General features: G+C 67.9%; 24 protein-coding genes and 2 pseudogenes. 18 read left to right on the top strand and 8 right to left on the bottom strand.

Annotated features, from left to right (window positions below; translation table 11 throughout):
- The 7 genes from Q0379_RS07875 to Q0379_RS07845 all read left to right on the top strand — a co-directional run.
- On the top strand, nucleotides 1–215 hold a 215-nt coding region (locus Q0379_RS07875; protein ID WP_299006709.1), incomplete at its 5' end, for a hotdog domain-containing protein.
- Nucleotides 216–218: 3 nt separating this feature from the next.
- On the top strand, nucleotides 219–1,160 hold the full coding sequence (locus Q0379_RS07870; protein WP_299006706.1) for an alpha/beta hydrolase: 942 nt from the start codon (nucleotides 219–221) through the stop codon (nucleotides 1,158–1,160).
- A 5-nt stretch (nucleotides 1,161–1,165) separates the two neighbouring features.
- A complete protein-coding gene (locus tag Q0379_RS07865; RefSeq protein ID WP_299006703.1) occupies nucleotides 1,166–2,152 on the top strand; it encodes a glycosyltransferase family 9 protein in 987 nt (328 codons plus the stop codon).
- 60 nt (nucleotides 2,153–2,212) lie between these two features.
- Complete coding sequence (locus Q0379_RS07860) at nucleotides 2,213–2,443, top strand: aa3-type cytochrome c oxidase subunit IV (RefSeq protein WP_299006701.1); 231 nt, start codon at nucleotides 2,213–2,215, stop codon at nucleotides 2,441–2,443.
- A 117-nt stretch (nucleotides 2,444–2,560) separates the two neighbouring features.
- Nucleotides 2,561–3,703, top strand: coding sequence for a Re/Si-specific NAD(P)(+) transhydrogenase subunit alpha (locus Q0379_RS07855; RefSeq protein ID WP_299006698.1), 1,143 nt, complete (start codon nucleotides 2,561–2,563; stop codon nucleotides 3,701–3,703).
- Between the two features lie 25 nt (nucleotides 3,704–3,728).
- Nucleotides 3,729–4,052 carry a proton-translocating transhydrogenase family protein gene (locus Q0379_RS07850; protein ID WP_299006696.1) on the top strand — a complete coding sequence of 108 codons (324 nt, stop codon included), beginning with the start codon at nucleotides 3,729–3,731 and terminating at the stop codon, nucleotides 4,050–4,052.
- A gap of 28 nt (nucleotides 4,053–4,080) precedes the next feature.
- Nucleotides 4,081–5,499 (top strand): NAD(P)(+) transhydrogenase (Re/Si-specific) subunit beta, encoded by a 1,419-nt coding sequence (locus Q0379_RS07845; protein ID WP_299006694.1) that lies wholly within the window; start codon nucleotides 4,081–4,083, stop codon nucleotides 5,497–5,499.
- A gap of 123 nt (nucleotides 5,500–5,622) precedes the next feature.
- On the opposite strand, the gene Q0379_RS07840 is transcribed toward Q0379_RS07845, so the two are convergent.
- Nucleotides 5,623–5,970 (bottom strand): UrcA family protein, encoded by a 348-nt coding sequence (locus tag Q0379_RS07840; RefSeq protein WP_299006692.1) that lies wholly within the window; start codon nucleotides 5,968–5,970, stop codon nucleotides 5,623–5,625.
- Between the two features lie 473 nt (nucleotides 5,971–6,443).
- Here Q0379_RS07840 and Q0379_RS07835 point away from each other — a divergent pair, with 473 nt between their 5' ends.
- The gene (locus Q0379_RS07835) at nucleotides 6,444–7,154 is read left to right on the top strand and encodes a M23 family metallopeptidase (RefSeq protein WP_299006689.1); all 711 of its coding nucleotides are present in this window, start codon (nucleotides 6,444–6,446) and stop codon (nucleotides 7,152–7,154) included.
- A gap of 60 nt (nucleotides 7,155–7,214) precedes the next feature.
- Complete coding sequence (locus tag Q0379_RS07830; RefSeq protein WP_299006687.1) at nucleotides 7,215–8,171, top strand: alpha/beta fold hydrolase; 957 nt, start codon at nucleotides 7,215–7,217, stop codon at nucleotides 8,169–8,171.
- A gap of 248 nt (nucleotides 8,172–8,419) precedes the next feature.
- On the opposite strand, the gene rpsU is transcribed toward Q0379_RS07830, so the two are convergent.
- Nucleotides 8,420–8,656, bottom strand: a complete 237-nt coding sequence (gene rpsU, locus Q0379_RS07825; RefSeq protein ID WP_082769410.1) for a 30S ribosomal protein S21 — start codon at nucleotides 8,654–8,656, stop codon at nucleotides 8,420–8,422.
- A gap of 182 nt (nucleotides 8,657–8,838) precedes the next feature.
- Between rpsU and Q0379_RS07820 the strand changes: the two genes are divergently transcribed.
- Nucleotides 8,839–9,519, top strand: coding sequence for a COQ9 family protein (locus Q0379_RS07820; protein WP_299006683.1), 681 nt, complete (start codon nucleotides 8,839–8,841; stop codon nucleotides 9,517–9,519).
- An 8-nt stretch (nucleotides 9,520–9,527) separates the two neighbouring features.
- Here the strand turns inward: Q0379_RS07820 and Q0379_RS07815 are convergent, their stop codons facing one another.
- Both Q0379_RS07815 and Q0379_RS07810 read right to left on the bottom strand, forming a co-directional pair.
- Entirely contained in the window at nucleotides 9,528–10,037 is a 510-nt protein-coding gene (locus Q0379_RS07815; RefSeq protein WP_299006680.1) for a DUF1465 family protein, read from the bottom strand.
- Between the two features lie 193 nt (nucleotides 10,038–10,230).
- Nucleotides 10,231–10,437, bottom strand: a complete 207-nt coding sequence (locus tag Q0379_RS07810; RefSeq protein WP_066686761.1) for a DUF1192 family protein — start codon at nucleotides 10,435–10,437, stop codon at nucleotides 10,231–10,233.
- Between the two features lie 75 nt (nucleotides 10,438–10,512).
- Between Q0379_RS07810 and Q0379_RS07805 the strand changes: the two genes are divergently transcribed.
- The 3 genes from Q0379_RS07805 (at nucleotide 10,513) to Q0379_RS07795 (ending at nucleotide 13,221) form a co-directional block, all read left to right on the top strand.
- A complete protein-coding gene (locus Q0379_RS07805) occupies nucleotides 10,513–11,490 on the top strand; it encodes an NAD(P)H-quinone oxidoreductase (RefSeq protein WP_299006675.1) in 978 nt (325 codons plus the stop codon).
- A 178-nt stretch (nucleotides 11,491–11,668) separates the two neighbouring features.
- Nucleotides 11,669–12,394: a DUF72 domain-containing protein gene (locus Q0379_RS07800; protein WP_299006672.1), complete on the top strand. Its 726-nt coding sequence runs from the start codon at nucleotides 11,669–11,671 to the stop codon at nucleotides 12,392–12,394.
- Between the two features lie 113 nt (nucleotides 12,395–12,507).
- A complete protein-coding gene (locus Q0379_RS07795; protein WP_299006669.1) occupies nucleotides 12,508–13,221 on the top strand; it encodes a DUF1013 domain-containing protein in 714 nt (237 codons plus the stop codon).
- Nucleotides 13,222–13,429: 208 nt separating this feature from the next.
- On the opposite strand, the gene Q0379_RS07790 is transcribed toward Q0379_RS07795, so the two are convergent.
- Complete coding sequence (locus Q0379_RS07790) at nucleotides 13,430–13,603, bottom strand: DUF465 domain-containing protein (RefSeq protein WP_066686601.1); 174 nt, start codon at nucleotides 13,601–13,603, stop codon at nucleotides 13,430–13,432.
- Between the two features lie 129 nt (nucleotides 13,604–13,732).
- Between Q0379_RS07790 and Q0379_RS07785 the strand changes: the two genes are divergently transcribed.
- From Q0379_RS07785 to Q0379_RS07775, 3 genes and pseudogenes are all read left to right on the top strand, one after another.
- Nucleotides 13,733–14,350: a UbiX family flavin prenyltransferase gene (locus Q0379_RS07785; RefSeq protein WP_299006664.1), complete on the top strand. Its 618-nt coding sequence runs from the start codon at nucleotides 13,733–13,735 to the stop codon at nucleotides 14,348–14,350.
- Nucleotides 14,340–14,817: pseudogene (locus Q0379_RS07780) on the top strand (TIGR02444 family protein). Before Q0379_RS07785 ends, Q0379_RS07780 begins: the two are co-directional and overlap by 11 nt.
- 56 nt (nucleotides 14,818–14,873) lie before the next feature.
- Entirely contained in the window at nucleotides 14,874–15,104 is a 231-nt protein-coding gene (locus Q0379_RS07775; protein ID WP_197426735.1) for a DUF465 domain-containing protein, read from the top strand.
- A 146-nt stretch (nucleotides 15,105–15,250) separates the two neighbouring features.
- Here Q0379_RS07775 and Q0379_RS07770 read toward each other — a convergent pair whose 3' ends face one another.
- Nucleotides 15,251–15,616, bottom strand: coding sequence for a response regulator (locus Q0379_RS07770; protein WP_299006662.1), 366 nt, complete (start codon nucleotides 15,614–15,616; stop codon nucleotides 15,251–15,253).
- A 124-nt stretch (nucleotides 15,617–15,740) separates the two neighbouring features.
- Nucleotides 15,741–16,460, bottom strand: coding sequence for a GGDEF domain-containing protein (locus tag Q0379_RS07765; protein ID WP_299006659.1), 720 nt, complete (start codon nucleotides 16,458–16,460; stop codon nucleotides 15,741–15,743).
- A gap of 192 nt (nucleotides 16,461–16,652) precedes the next feature.
- On the opposite strand from Q0379_RS07765, the gene purE reads away from it, so the two are divergent.
- Both purE and Q0379_RS07755 read left to right on the top strand, forming a co-directional pair.
- Nucleotides 16,653–17,144: a 5-(carboxyamino)imidazole ribonucleotide mutase gene (gene purE / locus Q0379_RS07760; protein ID WP_299006657.1), complete on the top strand. Its 492-nt coding sequence runs from the start codon at nucleotides 16,653–16,655 to the stop codon at nucleotides 17,142–17,144.
- Between the two features lie 7 nt (nucleotides 17,145–17,151).
- Nucleotides 17,152–17,397, top strand: a pseudogene (locus Q0379_RS07755) (5-(carboxyamino)imidazole ribonucleotide synthase); the annotation flags it as partial.
- A 201-nt stretch (nucleotides 17,398–17,598) separates the two neighbouring features.
- On the opposite strand, the gene Q0379_RS07750 reads toward Q0379_RS07755, so the two are convergent.
- The coding region (locus tag Q0379_RS07750) for a fatty acid--CoA ligase family protein (protein WP_299006655.1) at nucleotides 17,599–17,979 on the bottom strand (381 nt) is incomplete at its 5' end.

Raw genomic sequence — 17,979 nt, 5'->3', positions numbered from 1 at the left:
CGGTGCGGCTGATGTGCGACTTCCTGTCGGGCGCCAAGCTGGGCGACTGGGTGGAAGGCGAGGGCGAGCTGATCGCCGAGGAGGACCTGGTCTTCACCGTGCGCGGCCGCATCTGGTCCGGCGACCGGACCCTGATCACCGGCACGGGGATCTTCAAGGCGCTGAGCCCGCGCAAGCCGCGTCCGGGCGAGCTGAACTACAAGGAAGAGGCGTAAGGCATGGCCGACGATCGGGTCGCGCCCGTCTCGCTGCTCGCGCCGTTCCACGGCGAGCCCCCGCCCGCGCCGGCCTGGTTCGACGCGACGATCGCCCATGCGCCCGAGCGCTCGACCATCGCCGTCGAAGGCGCGAACGTTGAGCTCCTGACCTGGGGCGAGGTCGGCAAGCCGGGCCTGCTGTTCCTGCATGGCAACGGCGCTCACGCCGACTGGTGGAGCTTCATCGCGCCTTTCTTCGCCCATTCTTCGTTTGGAGGAGGGGACTGGCGGGTGGCGGCGATCTCGTGGTCGGGCATGGGCGGCAGCGACTGGCGCCCCGCCTACAGCGCCGAGCTGTTCGCGGCCGAGATCTTCGCGGCCGTCGAGGCGGCGGGACTGGAGGCCGGCGGGGTCAAGCCGATCGTGGTCGGCCACTCGTTCGGCGGCTTCCCAACGCTCTACTGCGCCGCGCGCCACCCCGAACGCCTGCGCGGCGCGATCATGGTCGACAGCAGCATCCAGCCGCCGGAAAAGCGGTGGAAAGGTCCGCCGCCGCGCTCGGGTCACGGCTTGCCGTCCTATCCGACCCTGGAAGAGGCGCTGAACCGCTTCCGTCTGGCGCCGCCGCAGCCCTGCGAGAACCTCTACATCGCCGACTTCATCGCCCGCCGCTCCCTGAAAGAGGTCGAAGGCGCCTGGACCTGGAAGTTCGATCCCGACCTTTGGCACAATTTCCGCATGCCCGATCTGGGGGCGCTGTTGCCTCAGATCGCCTGTCCGGCCGCCTTGATGTGGGGCGAGCGCTCGAACCTGATGCACGCCGAGACCGTCGACTATATGCTGGCGCAGATGCCCAAGGACGTGCTGCTCTTGCCTATTCCCGACGCCGACCACCACGTGATGATCGATCAGCCCCTGGCCTTCGTGGCCGGGTTACGAGGACTGCTGGCGGCCTGGGCCTGACGGCCATGACCGGACCCGTCCTCGTCTATGCGCCCGATCGCGGGATCGGCGACCTGATGTGGCACCTGCCGACCATCCGCGCGATCGCGGCGACCACGCCCGAAGGGCGGGTGGTCCTGGTCGCCCGCCCCTCCAGCCGAGCGGCCGAGGTGCTGAAGGTCGAGCCGACCATCGCGCGGGTGCTCTATGCGCCGCACTACAAGGACCGCTTGAAGGGCGTGCGCGAAACCCTCGACTTTCATCGTCTGTGCAAGGCCGAGAAGCCGCGCGCTGTCTGGATCCTCGAGAAGATCGACCGTCCCGCCATCGCCGCCTTCCTGGCCGGCGTGCCCGAGCGTCGCGGCTTCGGCTTGGGCCACGGTCAGGAGCGGTTCCTGAACCGAGGGCCCTTCCTGCCCAAGGCCATGCGCCCGGCGCACCGGCTCGACAAGCTGGCCGCCTTCGAAGCGGCCCACGGCCTGGCGGTGGCGAGCCGCGAACCGGCCCTCAAGCTCGATCCCGACGCCATCGCCGCCGTGAAGGCCCGCTACGCCGACCGCCCGGGGCCTTGGCTGTGCCTGGGCATAGGCGCCAGCGAACCCGCCCGCACCTGGCCGGCCGAGCGCTTCGCGCAGACGGCCGAGCGCCTGTCGGACCTGTTCGGGACGGTGTTCTGGGTTGGCGGCCCTCACGAGGCGCAAGCGGCCAAGGCCGCGATCGGCGCGCTGCCCGGCAATGTCGTCGCCTGCGACCTGCCGCTGGACCAGTCGGCGGCCCTGATCGCCTTGTCGGCCGGGTTCCTCGGCAACGACTCCGGCGCGCTGAACGTCGCCGCCGCCGTCGGGACGCCGTGCGTAGGGCTGATGGGCACCGCGCCCGTCCCGGCCTATTCGCGCTGGCTGACCCGCCTGGACGGCGGCGAGGGGCGAATCGCGGACATCACCGTCGATCAGGCCGTCGACGCGGTGCGCGGACGGTTCTCCGCCGAGGCCTGGGGCAATTCGGACGCTTGAGCCCCGGCGGCCCGCGTTGTATCGGGCGAGGACGTAATTCTTTTCCACTGAGGACGACACATGGCCGGCGACTATCACCGCGGTGAAATGGATATCTCGGAACAGGCGGCGACCTACGCCGCGTTCGGCAAGATGACGAAGTGGGGCTCCCTGGCCGTCTCCGTCCTGCTGCTGTTCATCACCCTGCTGTTCTGCACGCCGGCCGGTTTCGTTGGTAGCGCTATCGCTTCGATCGTGCTGCTGGCCCTGGGCGTTGTTCTGCTTCGCGAAAAGCCCGCTCCGGCCCACTGACACCGGTAGACATCGGTATATTTTTTCCCTGACGCGCACGTCATGCCTCGACAAGAGGCAAGACTATCCCCTACAGAGCGCCTCATCCTGATGAGGTAACAGCGCTCTGGGAGGGGTATGCCGATGGCCGTCATCGCCGTCACGAAAGAAACCCGCGCGAACGAGACGCGGGTCGCGGCCACGCCTGAAACCGTCAAGAAGCTCGGCGCGGCCGGCTTCTCGGTGGTGGTGCAGGCGGGCGCCGGGACGGCCGCGTCCTATCCGGACGCCGACTACGAAGCGGCGGGCGCCAAGATCGCCAAGTCCGCCAAGGACGCGATCAAGGACGCCGACGTCCTGTTCAAGGTCCGCGCGCCGGAAGCCGCCGAGATCGCGGCCCTGAAGAGCGGCGCCATCGTCGCCGCCGCGCTCAATCCCTACCAGGACAAGGAGACGCTGGACGCCCTGGCCAAGGCCGGCGCGACCGCGATCGCCATGGAGTTCATCCCGCGCATCACCCGCGCCCAGGTGATGGACATGCTGTCCTCGCAGGCCAATCTGGCCGGTTATCGCGCCGTGATCGAGGGCGCCGAGGCCTATGGCAAGGCCCTGCCGATGATGATGACCGCCGCCGGCACCGTCGCCGCGGCCAAGGTGTTCATCATGGGCGTCGGCGTCGCGGGCCTGCAGGCCATCGCCACCGCTCGCCGCCTGGGCGCGGTGGTGACCGCCACCGACGTGCGCCCGGCCACCAAGGAGCAGGTCGAGTCGCTGGGCGCCAAGTTCCTCGCCGTCGAGGACGAGGAGTTCAAGAACGCCCAGACCGCCGGCGGCTACGCCAAGGAGATGTCCAAGGAGTACCAGGCCAAGCAGGCCGAGCTGGTCTCCAGCCACATCGCCAAGCAGGACATCGTCATCACCACGGCCCTGATCCCCGGCCGTCCGGCGCCGAGGCTGGTCACCGCCGCCCAGGTCGCCTCGATGAAGCCGGGCTCGATCCTGGTCGACCTGGCCATCGAGCAGGGCGGCAACGTCGAAGGGGCCAAGCTGAACGAGACGGTCGTCACCCCGAACGGCGTGAAGATCCTCGGCCGCGCCAACCTGCCCGGCCGCATCGCCGCCGACGCCAGCGCGCTCTATTCGCGCAATCTCGTGGCCCTCTCGACTCTGTTCACGAACAAGGAGGGCGCCTTCGCCCCCGACTTCGAGGACGAGATTCTCAAGGCCGCCGTCGTCACCCGGGGCGGCGCCATCGTCCATCCGAACCTGAAGACCGCCTAACTCCAGCATCGAAAGGGAGGCTCCCATGGAAGCCGTCGACCCCACCGTGTTCCGTCTGGCGATCTTCGTGCTCGCCATCTTCGTCGGCTACTACGTCGTCTGGAGCGTGACGCCCGCGCTGCACACGCCGCTGATGGCCGTGACCAACGCCATCTCGTCGGTGATCATCGTCGGCGCGCTGCTGGCCGCCGCCGCCCACGGCGGGGCGGGCGAGGCCGCCACCGGCTCGGTCTGGATCTCCAAGGGCGCCGGCGCTGTCGCCGCGGCCTTCGCGGCGGTCAACATCTTCGGCGGCTTCTTGGTCACCCAGCGGATGCTGGCGATGTACAAGAAGAAAGAGAAGAAGTGAGCGGGCGAGAGCAGGGGGAAACACTGACATGAACGCCAATCTCGCCGCCATCCTGTACCTCGTCTCCGGGGTGCTGTTCATCCTGGCGCTGCGCGGGCTCTCCAGCCCTGAGACCAGCCGCAAGGGCAACACCTACGGCATGGTCGGCATGGCCATCGCCGTGGCCACCGTGCTCTCGACCCTGTGGTCGCAAGGCGCGCTGGACGCCGTCACCCTGGGCCTGATCGTCGGCGGCGTCGCCGTCGGCGGCGGGGTGGGCGCGGTGATCGCCCGCAAGGTACCGATGACCTCGATGCCGCAACTGGTCGCCGCCTTCCACTCGCTGGTCGGCATGGCCGCCTGCCTCGTGGCCGTGGCCGCCATCTACACCCCGGCCGCCTACGGCATCGTCGGCGCGGACGGTCATATCCACCTCAACAGCCTGATCGAGCTGTCGCTGGGCCTGGCCATCGGCGCCATCACCTTCACCGGTTCCGTCATCGCCTTCGCTAAGCTGAACGGCAACATGGGCGGCGCGCCGATCTTGCTGCCGGCCCGCCACCTGCTGAACATCGTGATCGCCCTGGCGATCGTCGCCTTGGTGGTGATCCTGGTGGTCAGCGGCGGTTCGGCGATCTGGGCCTTCTGGGGCATCTTCGCCCTGAGCCTGCTGATCGGCGTCACCCTGATCATCCCGATCGGCGGCGCGGACATGCCGGTCGTGGTGTCGATGCTGAACAGCTATTCCGGCTGGGCGGCGGCGGCCCTGGGCTTCACGCTGGAGAACACCACCCTGATCATCACCGGCGCGCTCGTCGGCTCGTCGGGCGCGATCCTGTCGTACATCATGTGCAAGGGCATGAACCGCTCGTTCGTCTCGGTGATCCTGGGCGGCTTCGGCGCCGACGCCGCAGCCGCCGGTCCTGGCGGCAAGGTCGAGACGCGCCCCGTCAAGCAGGGCAGCGCCGACGACGCGGCCTTCATCATGAAGAACGCCAGCAAGGTGATCATTGTCCCGGGCTACGGCATGGCCGTGTCCCAGGCCCAGCACGCCCTGCGCGAAATGGCCGACAAGCTGAAGGAAGAGGGCGTCGAGGTGAAGTACGCTATCCACCCCGTCGCCGGCCGCATGCCGGGCCACATGAACGTGCTGCTGGCCGAGGCGAACGTCCCCTACGACGAGGTCTTCGAGCTGGAGGACATCAACAGCGAGTTCTCGACGGCCGACGTGGCCTTCGTGATCGGCGCCAACGACGTCACCAACCCGGCGGCCAAGACCGATCCGCAGAGCCCGATCTTCGGCATGCCGATCCTGGACGTCGAGAAGGCCCGCACGGTGCTCTTCGTGAAGCGTGGCATGTCCTCGGGCTATGCCGGCGTCGAGAACGAGCTGTTCTTCAAGGACAACACTATGATGCTGTTCGCCGACGCCAAGAAGATGGTCGAAGGCATCGTGAAGGGGCTCTGAAGCTTCGTCTGGCTCCCTAAGAGCGCGAAAGGCCCTGGCGGTGACGCCGGGGCCTTTTTCGTGGTCGGATCGCGCGAGCGCCGCTGGCTTAGAGGCGGCGCCCGCCTTGGAAACGACCCGCGATCACTGCGCAGCGACCTCGATCGCTTGAGCGCGGGCGGCGCTGGCCAGGGCCTGGCGCTGGGCCTTCGGCAGTTGGCGTTCGACCTCGCGGTGCACTTCGGCCACGCAACCGCGGAGCGGCATGTCCAGGTCGCCGCTACGCAGCTTGGCGCGGCAAAGCGCCTCGCCGGCGGTCTCGACGCGGGCCTTGAAGATCGCGGCCTGGGCGGGGTTCGAGAGGTTCAGGTCGCTGTAGCTGACGCGGACGACGGGTTCGGCGGCGTTGGCGGCCTGGGTCAGGCCCAGGACCGGAATGGCGGCCAAGCTCAGGCTGGCGACCGTGGTGACGTTCATAATGAACTTGCGCATTTCAAGTATCCCTCTGATGGGCGCTGTTCTGTGCGCCGTTGAATACTTGTTACTTCGCGGTCGGGCCAAAGTCTTGTTACGTCTGTTTCATGACGTGTAATTAAGCGAATGAATGAAAATTAATACATGACTTTGGTGTAATGTATTCGAGGCGGCTTCGTGCTTGCGCGCGATATCGTGCATCCCTGGCGTCCGCCTCAAAGGATTCGCTTGGCAAGTTCAAGTGAAAGGGCGCCTCTGCAGAGAGAAGGTGCTCGAAAACCCAGATTATTGCAAATGAATGGTTAAGCTGCGCCCTGTTTTGGTCAAAACGGCCAGTCATAGAGCCCGCCATTCATGATCCTGAAAGGTCAAGTATGTGAGTTGAGCCGCCTTGGCGCGGTCCTCTCGATTGGCCGGATATCGCGAGAGGTAGTGGTTTGATTTCCAGAAGCCTGGCTATTCCAGCTCAACAACTGCGTGCGGCGTTTCTCGTGGCTCTGGGCTTGGCGGCCACGGTTGGCGCCTTGAACGGCGTTGCGGCGCTCGGCGCCTGGATGACCGAGCCGCCCGCCGTCGCGGCGACCGACGAGGACGTCGCGCCGCCCGTAACGGAGCTCGAAGCTCCGGAGCCGCCGCCCCCCGCCTTCGTGTTCGACGCGCCGCTGCCGGGCCGGGTCATCGACTCGCCGTTCGGCCTGCGCCGGCTGCCTTGGGAAGAGAATGGCCGCCTGCACCAAGGTGTCGACATCGCCGCCCCCGCTGGCGCGCCGGTCAAGGCCTCGGCCGACGGCGTGGTCAAGCGCACGGGCGTCAGCCCCACCTATGGCCGTTTCGTCGAGGTGATGCACAAGGGCGGCATGACCACCCTCTACGCCCACCTCAAGGCTCCGGCGCGCGGCGTCAAGCAGGGCGCCTATGTCCGCCGGGGATCGACGGTGGCCTTTGTCGGCAATTCGGGGCGCTCCACCGGCTCGCACCTGCATTTCGAGATCCGCAAGGGCGACAAGCCGCTGAACCCGGCCTTCTTCATCGGGCGCAGCTTCGCCGAGGCCGAGGACATGCCGATCCGCGCCGCGGCGCGGGTCTCCAAGAAGGTGCGCCTGGCGGTCGTGTCGAAATGGCCCGACGGCGTGAAGGGCGCGCCGGTCACGCGGACCAAGAGCGGCCGGGTGCGAACCCGGATCCCGGTCTCCGAAGGATAAATCTCCGCACCCGGCGCAACGCGCCTCGACGCGTCGCAAACCGTCCCTACATTGAACGCCATGATCCAGTTTCTCGGCCGTGGCGTCGCGGGCTTCGCGCTCCTGCTTGTGTCCTATGTCGCGGTCGGGGGGCTGATGACCGCCGCCGGCGCGCCCAAGGCCCGGGGGCAGATGGTCGAGATCGAGCCGGGGCGCGCATTGCGGCTGGTCTGCGAAGGGCCCAAGAACGATCGTCCGGTCGTCTGGCTGGAGTCGGGCGCTTTTGGCCTGGCGGCGGACTGGGGCGCGGTTCAGGAGGCGCTGACCGCCGCCGGTTGGCGCTCCTGCGCCTATGACCGCGCCGGCATGGGCTTTTCCCCGCCCGGACCGAAGCCGCGCGACGGCTTGGCCATTGTCTCCGACTTCGAGAAGCTGATCGCCGCCTCGGGCGAGCCTGGGCCCTATATCCTGGTCGGGCACTCGATGGCCGGCTTGCGTCTGCGTGAGTTCGCCGGCCGCAATCCCGACAAGGTCGCGGGCCTGGTGCTGGCCGACGCCGCTGGACCCGAAGCCGCCCAGGACCCGCGAATGCAGAGCTTCATCCGCGCCTTCGCCAACATCTCGAAATGGGCGGCGCGCGGGGCGTCGATCGGCCTCTACAAGCCGCTGGTCCACACGCGCCTGGGCGACAAGATCGACCTGCCGCCGGCCGCGAAGGCCGAGAAGGGGTGGGCCTTCGCCAACGGCCGCCACAATCGCACCGCAGCCGAGGAGGTTAGCCTGTGGGCGGAGGCCTCGGCCCAGGCCGGCCGGCAGCCGCCCTTCGATCCGAAGTGGCCGGTGGCTGTCGTCACCGCCGGGCCGGTCGCGGGCCGCGAGGCGCGCAAGGCGATGCAGGAGGCGCCCGCTCGCCGCTCCGAGCACGGTCTAGTCGATCACGTCGAGGACGCCACCCATACCTTGCTGATCGGCCGCCGCTTCGCCGATCACATCGTCCGGGCCGTGGCGTTCGTCGCGGACGCGCGGACGAAAGGCTGAGGCGTTCCGCAGCGCCCCCCTCCGTCTCGTCGCTTCGCGCCGATCCACCTCCCCCGCTTTGCGAGGGAGGATGAACCCTCCTCCTCACCCGTGACCCGAAGGGCGGCGAAGCCAAACGGGGGAGGTGGCGCGATGCAGGGCATCGTGACGGAGGGGGGCGCTAAGCCAGCGACACTCCAGACACGACAAAGGCCGCGCGGAACGCCGCGCGGCCTTCGAAATCTTCGGCGATGCGAAGGGAGGGGGTCTTAGCGACCGCCAGCCTTCTTCGGCATCGGCAGCAGGCCTTCGCGCTGAGCGCGCTTGCGGGCCAGCTTGCGAGCGCGACGGACGGCTTCAGCCTTTTGGCGAGCGCGCTTTTCCGACGGCTTTTCGTAGTGCACGTGCCGCTTCATTTCGCGGAACGAGCCTTCGCGTTGCATCTTCTTCTTCAGAGCCTTCAGGGCCTGATCGACGTTGTTGTCGCGGACGAAAATCTGGACCAGGGGTATCTCTCCATTCGACAGCCCGACCAATATTCCCAAGTCCCTCTTGAGGGGCCGGGCGGGCGAACAAAACCGGGTAACCTGGAAGGGGTGCTCCCAGGCGATGAGGCGGGGCTGATAGCAGAGCGCGCGCGTCCTGTCCATGCGCGACGCGGCTTAAACACCGGTGTAGACTCGGATTCATGAGCGAAAATATCGACACATCCGGTCAAGCTTCGGGTCAGGCGGGCGCTAGCTGGGCCGACTCGACCGAGCAACGCATCCTGGACGAGGCCCTGCGCCTGGCGCCGAGCGCCGGCTGGAACGCCGGACTCGTCAGCCGGGCCCTGGCGGCGGCGGGGCTATCGGAGGCTGAGGGCCAGCTCCTGCTGCCCGAGGGGCCGCGCGATCTGGCCGCCCTGCTGTCGCGACGCCATGACGCGGCGGCCATGGAGCGGCTGCGCGCCTTGGATCTGGCGGCCCTGAAGATCCGACAGCGGATTCGCGAAGGCGTGATCGCCCGACTCGACGCGGCCCAGGAGAACGGCGACGTGCTGCGGCCGCTGGCCGTGTTCCTGGCCTTCCCGACGAACCTGCCGCTGGCCGCCCGGCTGACCTGGGAATCGGCCGACGCCATCTGGCGCTGGGCCGGCGATACGGCGACCGACGAGAACCACTACTCCAAGCGGGCGATCCTGTCGGGCATCCTGGTCTCGACCCTGGCGGTGGATATGGCCTCGGGGCGGACCTCGGCGCTGTCGCACCTGGACGCCCGCATCGACAACGTCATGGCCTTCGAGAAGTGGAAGGCGGGTCTGAAGCCGATGGACCTCGCCACCGAGATGGTCGAGGGGCTGGCGAAGATGCGGTACGGCGCCCGCTAGAGCGGGGCTTACCCCCCGAACGCCGCCGCCAGGCGATCGAAGTGGGCCTGCACCGGGCGCGGAGCTTCTTCGCTGGGCGATTCGACGTACATGCGGCGGTCCAGGTGGCGGACGCGCTCGTACAGGCGCTCGGAGCGGTGCAGCAGGTTCGTCAGGCCGAACGGCAGGTCCTCGATCGGAGAGGGATCGCCGATCGCTTCCTCGGCCAGGCGGTAGTTCTCGGCGCAGGCGGCTTCCGGCGGCATCTCACCCTCGCGGACGGCGCGCTGGACCAGCAGCCACGAGGCCACCTGCATCAGGCGGGTGGTCAGGCGCATGCTTTCGCTGGCGTAGCTGAGGGCGGCGTTGCGCGAGAGGATCTTGCTGTCATGCCGGCCGGCGCCGTCGAGATAGGCGGCGGTCTCCTCGACCAGCTGCATGCCTTCCTCGAACGTGCGGTCGAACAGTTCCGATCGGGCGAAGTCCTGGATGACTCCGGCGCGCCAAGGCGTATCGGCCAACGCGTTGACTTCGGTCATAGCTACTCAATGCCCCTTCGAAAGGCCGCGAGGACATCTCGCTCGGAACGAGGGAACTGCAACCCTCGTGCCAGACGCCGATGTGCCGTTTCGCGACCCGCCCCCATCGAACCGATCACCTATAAAGACCGTCCGAAAGCGGATTGGAATGCTTTAAGACGCCAGTAACCTCACCGAAACCTTAAAAGAACCGTTAGTCGAGGCGACCAAACAGCGCATTGGCCGCGTCGCGGCCCGCCTTCTTCTTGGCCAGCTGGGCCTTGGTGCGCTCGATTTCGGCCTGCAAGGCCTCGATCCGCTCTTCCAATTCCGCAACGCCGTAGATCTCCAGATCCTCGTGCGTGGCTTCGCTCAGAGCGCGTCCGCTGAAGGCGCGCGGTTCCGCAGCATCCTCGAACATCGGCATTCTCCCTTTTCCAGCCGTCATCTGACGCCTACCTAGGCCGCAAGGCAAGTGACAGGAAGGAAGCCGCCCATGGGCGAGACGATGACCGCGATCGCGATCGACGGCGGCAAGGGACCCGCCGAGGCCCTGAAGGCCGTGACGGCGGAGCGTCCCGAACCGGGACCGGGCCAGATCCTGATCAAGGTCGCCGCCGCCGGGGTGAATCGTCCCGACCTGCTGCAGCGCCTGGGCTTCTATCCGCCGCCGCCCGGCGCGCCGACGACCCTGGGCCTGGAGGTCGCGGGCGAAGTCGTGACCGGAGCGGGCCGCTGGAAGGCCGGCGACAAGGTCTGCGCCCTGCTGGGCGGCGGAGGCTACGCGCAATACGCCGCCGTCGACGCCCGCCACGCCCTGCCGATCCCGGCCGGTCTCGATCTGATCCACGCCGCGGCCCTGCCCGAGACAGTGTTCACGGTCTTCGCCAACGTCTTCGAGCACGGCGCGCTGAAGGCCGGCGAGACGCTGTTGGTTCATGGTGGGACGTCCGGAATTGGGACGACCGCGATCGCCATGGCCAAGGCCGCCGGCGCCAAGGTCATCGCCACCGGACGCGGCGCCGACAAGAAGGCCAAGGCGCTGGCGCTCGGCGCCGACATCGCCATCGACGCCAAGGCCGAAGACTTCGCCGAGGTGGTCAAGGCCGCCGGCGGCGCCGACGTCATCCTCGACATGGTCGGGGCCAGCTATTTCGACAAGAACCTGGACGCTCTGAACACCGGCGGCCGCATCGTCTACATCGCCAGCCTGGGCGGCTCGACGCTGGAGGTTCCGGTGATGAAGATCATGCAGAAGCGGGCGGTGATCACCGGCTCGACTCTGCGCCCCCGCTCGGCCGACGAGAAGGCCCGCCTGGCCGCCGAGGTCGAGCGCGTGGCCTGGCCCTGGGTGGCGGCCGGCAAGCTGACGCCGATCGTCGACGCGACCTTCCCCCTGGTCGACGCCGCCAAGGCCCACGCGCACCTCGAGGCCGGGGAGCACGTGGGCAAGGTGGTGCTGGTGGTCTCCTGACATCCGACCTCCCCGGCGAATGCCGGGGCCCAGATCGAACCCATGACCCCATAAGGCGGGCAGGGTGCTAGGGCGCGAACGCTCAAACTTCTCCGGATGAATCTGGGCCCCGGCATTCGCCGGGGAGGTCGGCGGATGAGATCGCGAACCTCGACCCACCCCCCGCGTTCTTCCTCGCATGAGCGAGACGCGCATCGGGTGCTCCGGCTGGGCCTACAAAGACTGGCGCGGGCCGTTCTATCCGGAGACGATCCGGCTGAAGGACCACTTCGCCTATTACGCGTCCCGTTTCGACACGACCGAGATCAACGGCAGCTTCTATCGGCTTCCGTCGGAAGACGCCGTGCGGGGGTGGGCGGACCAGGCGCCGGAGGGCTTCGTCTTCGCCTGGAAAGTCTCGCGCTACATCAGCCACAACAAGAAGCTGAAGGATTGCCAGGACAGCGTTGACCTGGTCTTCGGCCGGATGGAGCCGCTGAACGAGCATCTGGGACCGGCCCTGGTGCAACTGCCGCCGATGCTGCATCGGGACGAGGAGCGGCTGAAGCGGTTCCTGTCCTGGCTGCCCAAGGGCCAGCGGGTCACCGTCGAGTTCCGGCACGACAGCTGGTACGACGAAGGCGTCTATTCGATCCTGCGAGATCACGGGATCGCGTTCTGCATCTCCGACCACCACGACGCGCCCTCGCCCTGGCTGGTCACCGCCGATTTCGCCTATGTGCGCGGCCACGGACCTGGGGGCCATTACGCCGGCCGCTATCCGGAAAAGGACCTCAAGGCGTGGGCGGCGTTCCTGGCCGAGCAGCGCCAAGCGGGCCGCGACGCCTACAGCTACTTCGACAACGATATCAAAAGCGCCGCGCCCCAGGACGCCGACGTTCTCAAGGCCTTGGTCGCGCAATAGAATAGGGCGGTCAGCGCATAGTCCCCCGTTCCCTTTTTCCGAGAACCGCATTATAGCGGTTACCACATCCCGCCCGGCCGAAAGGCCGGGCGCCGTCATTTCTGGAGGACCGCATGTCCGACATCCTGATGCCCAAGGCGACCGCCGTCTGGTTGGTGGACAACACCTCGCTCAGCTTCGAACAGATCGCCGATTTCTGCGGCCTGCACCCGCTGGAAGTGCGCGGCATCGCCGACGGCGAAGTGGCGCGCGACATCCGCGGCGCCGACCCAATCGGCAACGGCCAGCTGACCCGCGAGGAGCTGGACCGCGCCCAGGCCAATCCGGACTATCGGATGAAGGCCCAGGTCAGCCGTCACGCCGAACTGCTGAAGCCGCAGAAGAAGGCCCCGCGCTACACCCCGGTGTCGCGCCGTCAGGACCGTCCGGACGCCATCGCCTGGTTCCTGCGTCACCACCCCGAGGTGACCGACGCCCAGATCTCGAAGATCCTCGGCACCACCAAGGCCACCATCGAGCAGGTCCGCGCCCGCACGCACTGGAACGCCGCCAACATCAAGCCGGTCGATCCGGTGACCCTGGGCCTGGTCGGCCAGCTGGAGCTGGACGCCCTGGTCAAGAAGGCGGCCGAGAAGAAGGCCAAGGACGACCTGAAGAAGGGCATCCTGCCGGAAGACCCGACCCTGCGTCCCGCCTCGGAAGCCGGCCAGTTCGAGCCCGAGGTCGAGGAAGAGGAAGAAGACTTCCGCGCGCCCCGCGGCGACATCAAGGCCGAGGACGTGTTCGGCAAGTCGTCGGGCTATGTCGACGAGGAAGACGAAGAGTAAGCCAAACCCCGACTTCCCGGCGAATGCCGGGGGCCAGCCCGACAAGGTTGGGCTGACGGGACGAACTCGGAGCTTCTGGAGCCCGCTTCACCGCTCTTCCATCTGGGCCCCGGCATTCGCCGGGGAGGTCGGGTGTCGGGAGCGGCCAAAACAAAGGCCCCGCTCCTTGCCGGAGCGGGGCCTCTCGTTTTTCGGCTGCGCGTCGCAGCTAGTGCATTCGAGCCCGAAGGCCCTCGATCTCTTCCTTCAGCCTAAGCTTCTGGCGCTTAAGCTCTCGAAGCAGCGTCGGATCATAACCGGGTCGGTTGGTCTCCTCCTGGATCTTGCGGTCGAGGTTCTCGTGACGGGACCCAAGCTCGCGGATACGGGATTCGATGGCCATGGCTCTCGGCTCCTTGCTGTTGGAGAGGAAAGTGAACACCCGCTGCGCGAGGCTGTCAGATCACATATGATTGCAATGGGCGGCGCTTGACGGGGCCGTTTTTGCTCCCATGACGGACGAACATTCACCATGACCGACGCTTCGAAGACCGTTGATCGACAAAGGCTAGCGGTCGGGATCACGGGCGCCTCGGGCGTGGTCTATGGACTGCGGACGCTGGACGCCCTGCGCGAGCTGGGCGTGGAGAGCCACCTCGTTCTGTCCAAATCGGCGGCGTTGACGCTCGCTCAAGAGGCAGGGCTGAGTGTCGCCGAGGTCAACGCCAAGGCCGACGTCGTCCATCGCGCCGCCGACGTCGGGGCGTCGATCGCCTCGGGCTCGTTCCGGACGCTGGGCATGATCATCGCGCCGTGCTCGGTGCGGACGATGAGCGAGATCGCCACGGGCGTAACGTCTTCGCTGCTGACCCGCGCCGCCGACGTGACGCTGAAGGAGCGCCGGACGCTCGTGCTGATGATCCGCGAGACGCCGCTGCACCTGGGCCACCTGCGCACCATGACCAAGCTGGCCGAGATGGGCGCGGTGATCGCCCCGCCGCTGCCGGCCTTCTACGCCAAGCCCGCCTCGATCGCCGAGATGGTGGACCAGTCGGTGGGCCGCGCGCTCGACCTTTTCGACCTCTCCTGGCGGCCGGTGAAGCGCTGGGGCGAGGACCTCGAGACCATCACCGGCAAGGGTGAGGGTTAACGCCGATGCGCATCTGGGACTGGGCCTTGGAGGTCTATGCGCGACAACCTGTCGCGGCCGCGTGCCTGAACCTGCAGGACGGCCACGGCCAGAACGTGCCCTACCTGCTGTGGGCCGCCTGGGCGGCGGGCGAGGGGCGCTCGGTCGACCTGAAAGAGGCCGCCCGGCTGATGCGCGGCTGGGACGCCGAGATCGGCGCGCCGCTGCGGGGCGTGCGCCGGGCCCTGAAGCCGCCGCGCCCTCCGGTCGACGACGCCGCCAAGGAGGCCCTGCGCGACGCGGTCAAGGCCGTCGAGCTCCAAGGCGAGCGCGTGCTGATGGAAAGCCTGGAGGCCCTGACCGGTCCCGCGGGCGCGCCAGCCTCGGTGATCGAGGGTCTCGTCGCCGCCGCCGAAGCCTCCGGCGACCCGCCGCGCCGGGCCGCCCTGGAACAACTCGCCAAGGCCCTTGAAAAACAGTCTGGCTAAGCGCTTTTACCGGTCGTCAGCCTTTCCCATCTATCTTTCCAACGGGCCCATCTGAGATCATGTCCATGAACGACGACGATCCGTCGGACGACTCCGACATCGCGATCGAACGCCGCCTCGCCGACCTGCGCGAGGAGCACAAGGATCTCGACGACGCCATCCAGGCCCTGGAAGAGCGCTACCAGCCCGACATGCTGCAGATCGCCCGCCTGAAGCGGAAGAAGCTGGCCCTGAAGGACGAGATCATCCGCCTGGAAGACCTGCTGACCCCGGACATCATCGCCTAACCAGAACTCCGACCTCCCCGGCGAATGCCGGGGCCCAGATCCATCCTGAGAAGTTGGGGGTGTCTCGCCCGACCGCCGATCGGATCTTCGCCTTTTATGGGTTCGATCTGGACCCCGGCATTCGCCGGGGAGATCGGTAAAGAGCTTCAGTGCTCCCGGCCCCGCGCGGCCTCCAGGGCGCGGACTGTGTCCAGAAGCCGCCCCGGCGTGATCGGTTTTTCCAGGCGCGCATCGGCGTGCTGGTCGGCGCGCAGCAGGCGGGTGTCGACGCCCGAGGCCATCAGCGTCGCGGCGTGCGGGCAGGCGCGGCGGACGGCGCTGATCAGGTCGCCGCCGCTCATGCGCGGCATCGAATGGTCGGTGATGACGAGATCAGGCGAAAAGCCGGCCAGCGCCTCGAAGGCTTCCTGGCCGTCGTGGCACAACAGCACCTCGAAACCGGCCTCGGTCAGGGTGATCTCGTAGATCATCGACAGGACGGGATCGTCCTCGGCGATCAGAATTTTCTGCATCCGTCCCGCGCCGTCATGCTTAACAGAACCTGAAAAGCATAGTCTGCGAACCGAGGGCGGTCGCCGCGCGATAAGGTCGCACGATCTTCGGTTGTCTAGGCGCGGCCGGAGCCGAAAAAGGGCTCTAGGCGACGGCGGTCTTGCGCTTGCGCAGGAACATGGCCGCGTCGGCCTCGGCCAGGGCGACCTCCGGATCGGCGCCCGGCTCGATCTCGCGGACGCCGTAGGAAATGTGCAGGGGGGCGGACCACTCGCCGAATTCGACCGGCGCGCCCATCACCGCGTCGGCCAGGGCGCGGGCCTTGGTCAGGGCGGTCTCCCGGTCGGCCTGGGCCAGCAGCACGGCGAACTCGTCGCCGCCCATCCGGCCGACGATGTCGCTTTCGCGGACATTGTTCAGCAGGCGCTTGGCCACGGCCTTCAGCGCCTGGTCGCCGGCGGCGTGGCCGAAGCGGTCGTTGACCCACTTGAAGCCGTCCAGGTCGAAGAACACCACGCTGGCCGGCGAGCCATAGCGCTGGGCGAAGGCCGCGACGCGCTTCATCTCGCGCAGGAAGGCGCGGCGGTTCAGCGCCGGGGTCAGGGCGTCCATGTCGGCCAGGTTCTGGGCCTCGTTCAGCCGCAGCTTCAGGGCTGACACCTCGCTACGCAGGTCCTCGATCTCGGTCATCAGGGTCTGAAGCGCCTCGATGACCTTCGGGGTCAGGTCGGTCTCGCTCAGGCCCAGGAAGGCGGCGCTGTCGGGCGCGGACACCTCGCGGACGGCGACCTGAGCCCCGGCGCGCACCAGAGCGCGCTTGCGGATGGCGGCGAAGGGCTCGGTCCGGGCGCCGGTAATCTTCATGACCCTACGCGAATCGAAATGGCACAGCTTGAATATGGTTAACGGCAACCGCGTCAGGCGCAATCGGGGCGCACCCAGGGCGTGGTCGTAGGGCGCCGCGCGCTCGTGTTTGAGGCGTTTGGTGACGTTTTGGGCTTGCGCGAAGGGGGCTGACGCGCATACGGGGCGGCTTTCATCAACGGGATGACGCCGATGCCTTCGACCACCCCGCCTGTCGCCATCATCATGGGCAGCCGTTCGGACTGGCCGACCATGAAAGGCGCCGCCGATGCGCTGGACAGCCTGGGCGTGGCCTGGGAGGCCAAGGTGGTCTCGGCCCACCGCACGCCCCAGCGCCTGTTCGACTTCGCCACGGGCGCGGAAAAGGCCGGCTACAAGGTGATCATCGCCGGGGCCGGCGGCGCGGCGCACCTGCCGGGCATGGCGGCCTCGATGACCAATCTGCCGGTGTTGGGCGTGCCGGTGCAGTCCAAGGCGCTGTCGGGTCTCGATTCCCTGCTGTCGATCGTGCAGATGCCCGGCGGCGTTCCTGTCGCCACCCTGGCGATCGGCGAGGCGGGCGCGAAGAACGCCGGCCTGCTGGCCGCCCAGATCCTGGCCCTGGCGGATGCGAGCTTGGCCCAGCGCCTGGCGGCCTTCCGCGCCGCCCAGACCGACAGCGTCGCCGAAAGCGTCGAGGACTAGGATCAAGATGGCTGAGTTTCCCCTGGCCCCTGGCTCGACCATCGGTATCCTGGGCGGCGGACAGCTGGGCCGCATGTTGGCCCTGGCGGCCGCGCGCCTGGGCTTCGACGTGGTGATCCAGGACCCGGAAGAGGCCTCGCCCGCCGGTCGCGTCGCCGCCCGCCAGATCGTCGCGACCTATGACGACCGCTGGGCCCTGAAGCGCCTGGCCGAGGCCTGCGACGTCGTCACCTACGAGTTCGAGAACGTACCGGTCGAGTCGGCCCGGTGGGGGCAGTGTGAGGGCGGGCGCCGAGGAGCGCCACAGGGTGGGGATCGGCAGGGTTCGGAACATGCGGGGCACGGTACGGAGCCCGTGTTTCGGCCCCGTGTGTCCCGGGTGAAGGGAGCGGGTCGCTCGTGTTTCGTCGCCGTTTCGACGACCTCCCGCCCTGTGTGACGCTCGCTGCGATCGCTACATCGTCTCGGCGAAGCTGACCGCTCCTTCGCCGCGGATCACGTTCTTGAGCAGCTTGCCCGACGCGTTGCGGGGCAGCTTGCCGTCCCAGCGTTGCACGTAGGTCGGGACCTTGAACGCGGCGAGCGTGTCGGCCACCCAGGCCCGCACCTCGTCGTCGGAGATGTCGGCGCCGTCGGCGACCTCGATGACCGCCTTGACCTCCTCGCCCAACCCGTCGTGGGGAACGCCGACCACCGCGGCGTCCGCGATGGCGGGGTGCTCGACGAGGCGGTTCTCGATCTCGACGCAGTAGACGTTCTCGCCGCCCCGGATCAGCATGTCCTTGGCCCGGTCGGTGATGTAGAGGTAGCCCTCGTCGTCGAGGTGGCCGACGTC

Origin of the sequence: uncultured Caulobacter sp., from assembly GCF_937900395.1 — a bacterium.
Classification (GTDB): Bacteria; Pseudomonadota; Alphaproteobacteria; order Caulobacterales; family Caulobacteraceae; genus Caulobacter.
This window is presented reverse-complemented; position numbering and strand designations above follow the sequence as displayed.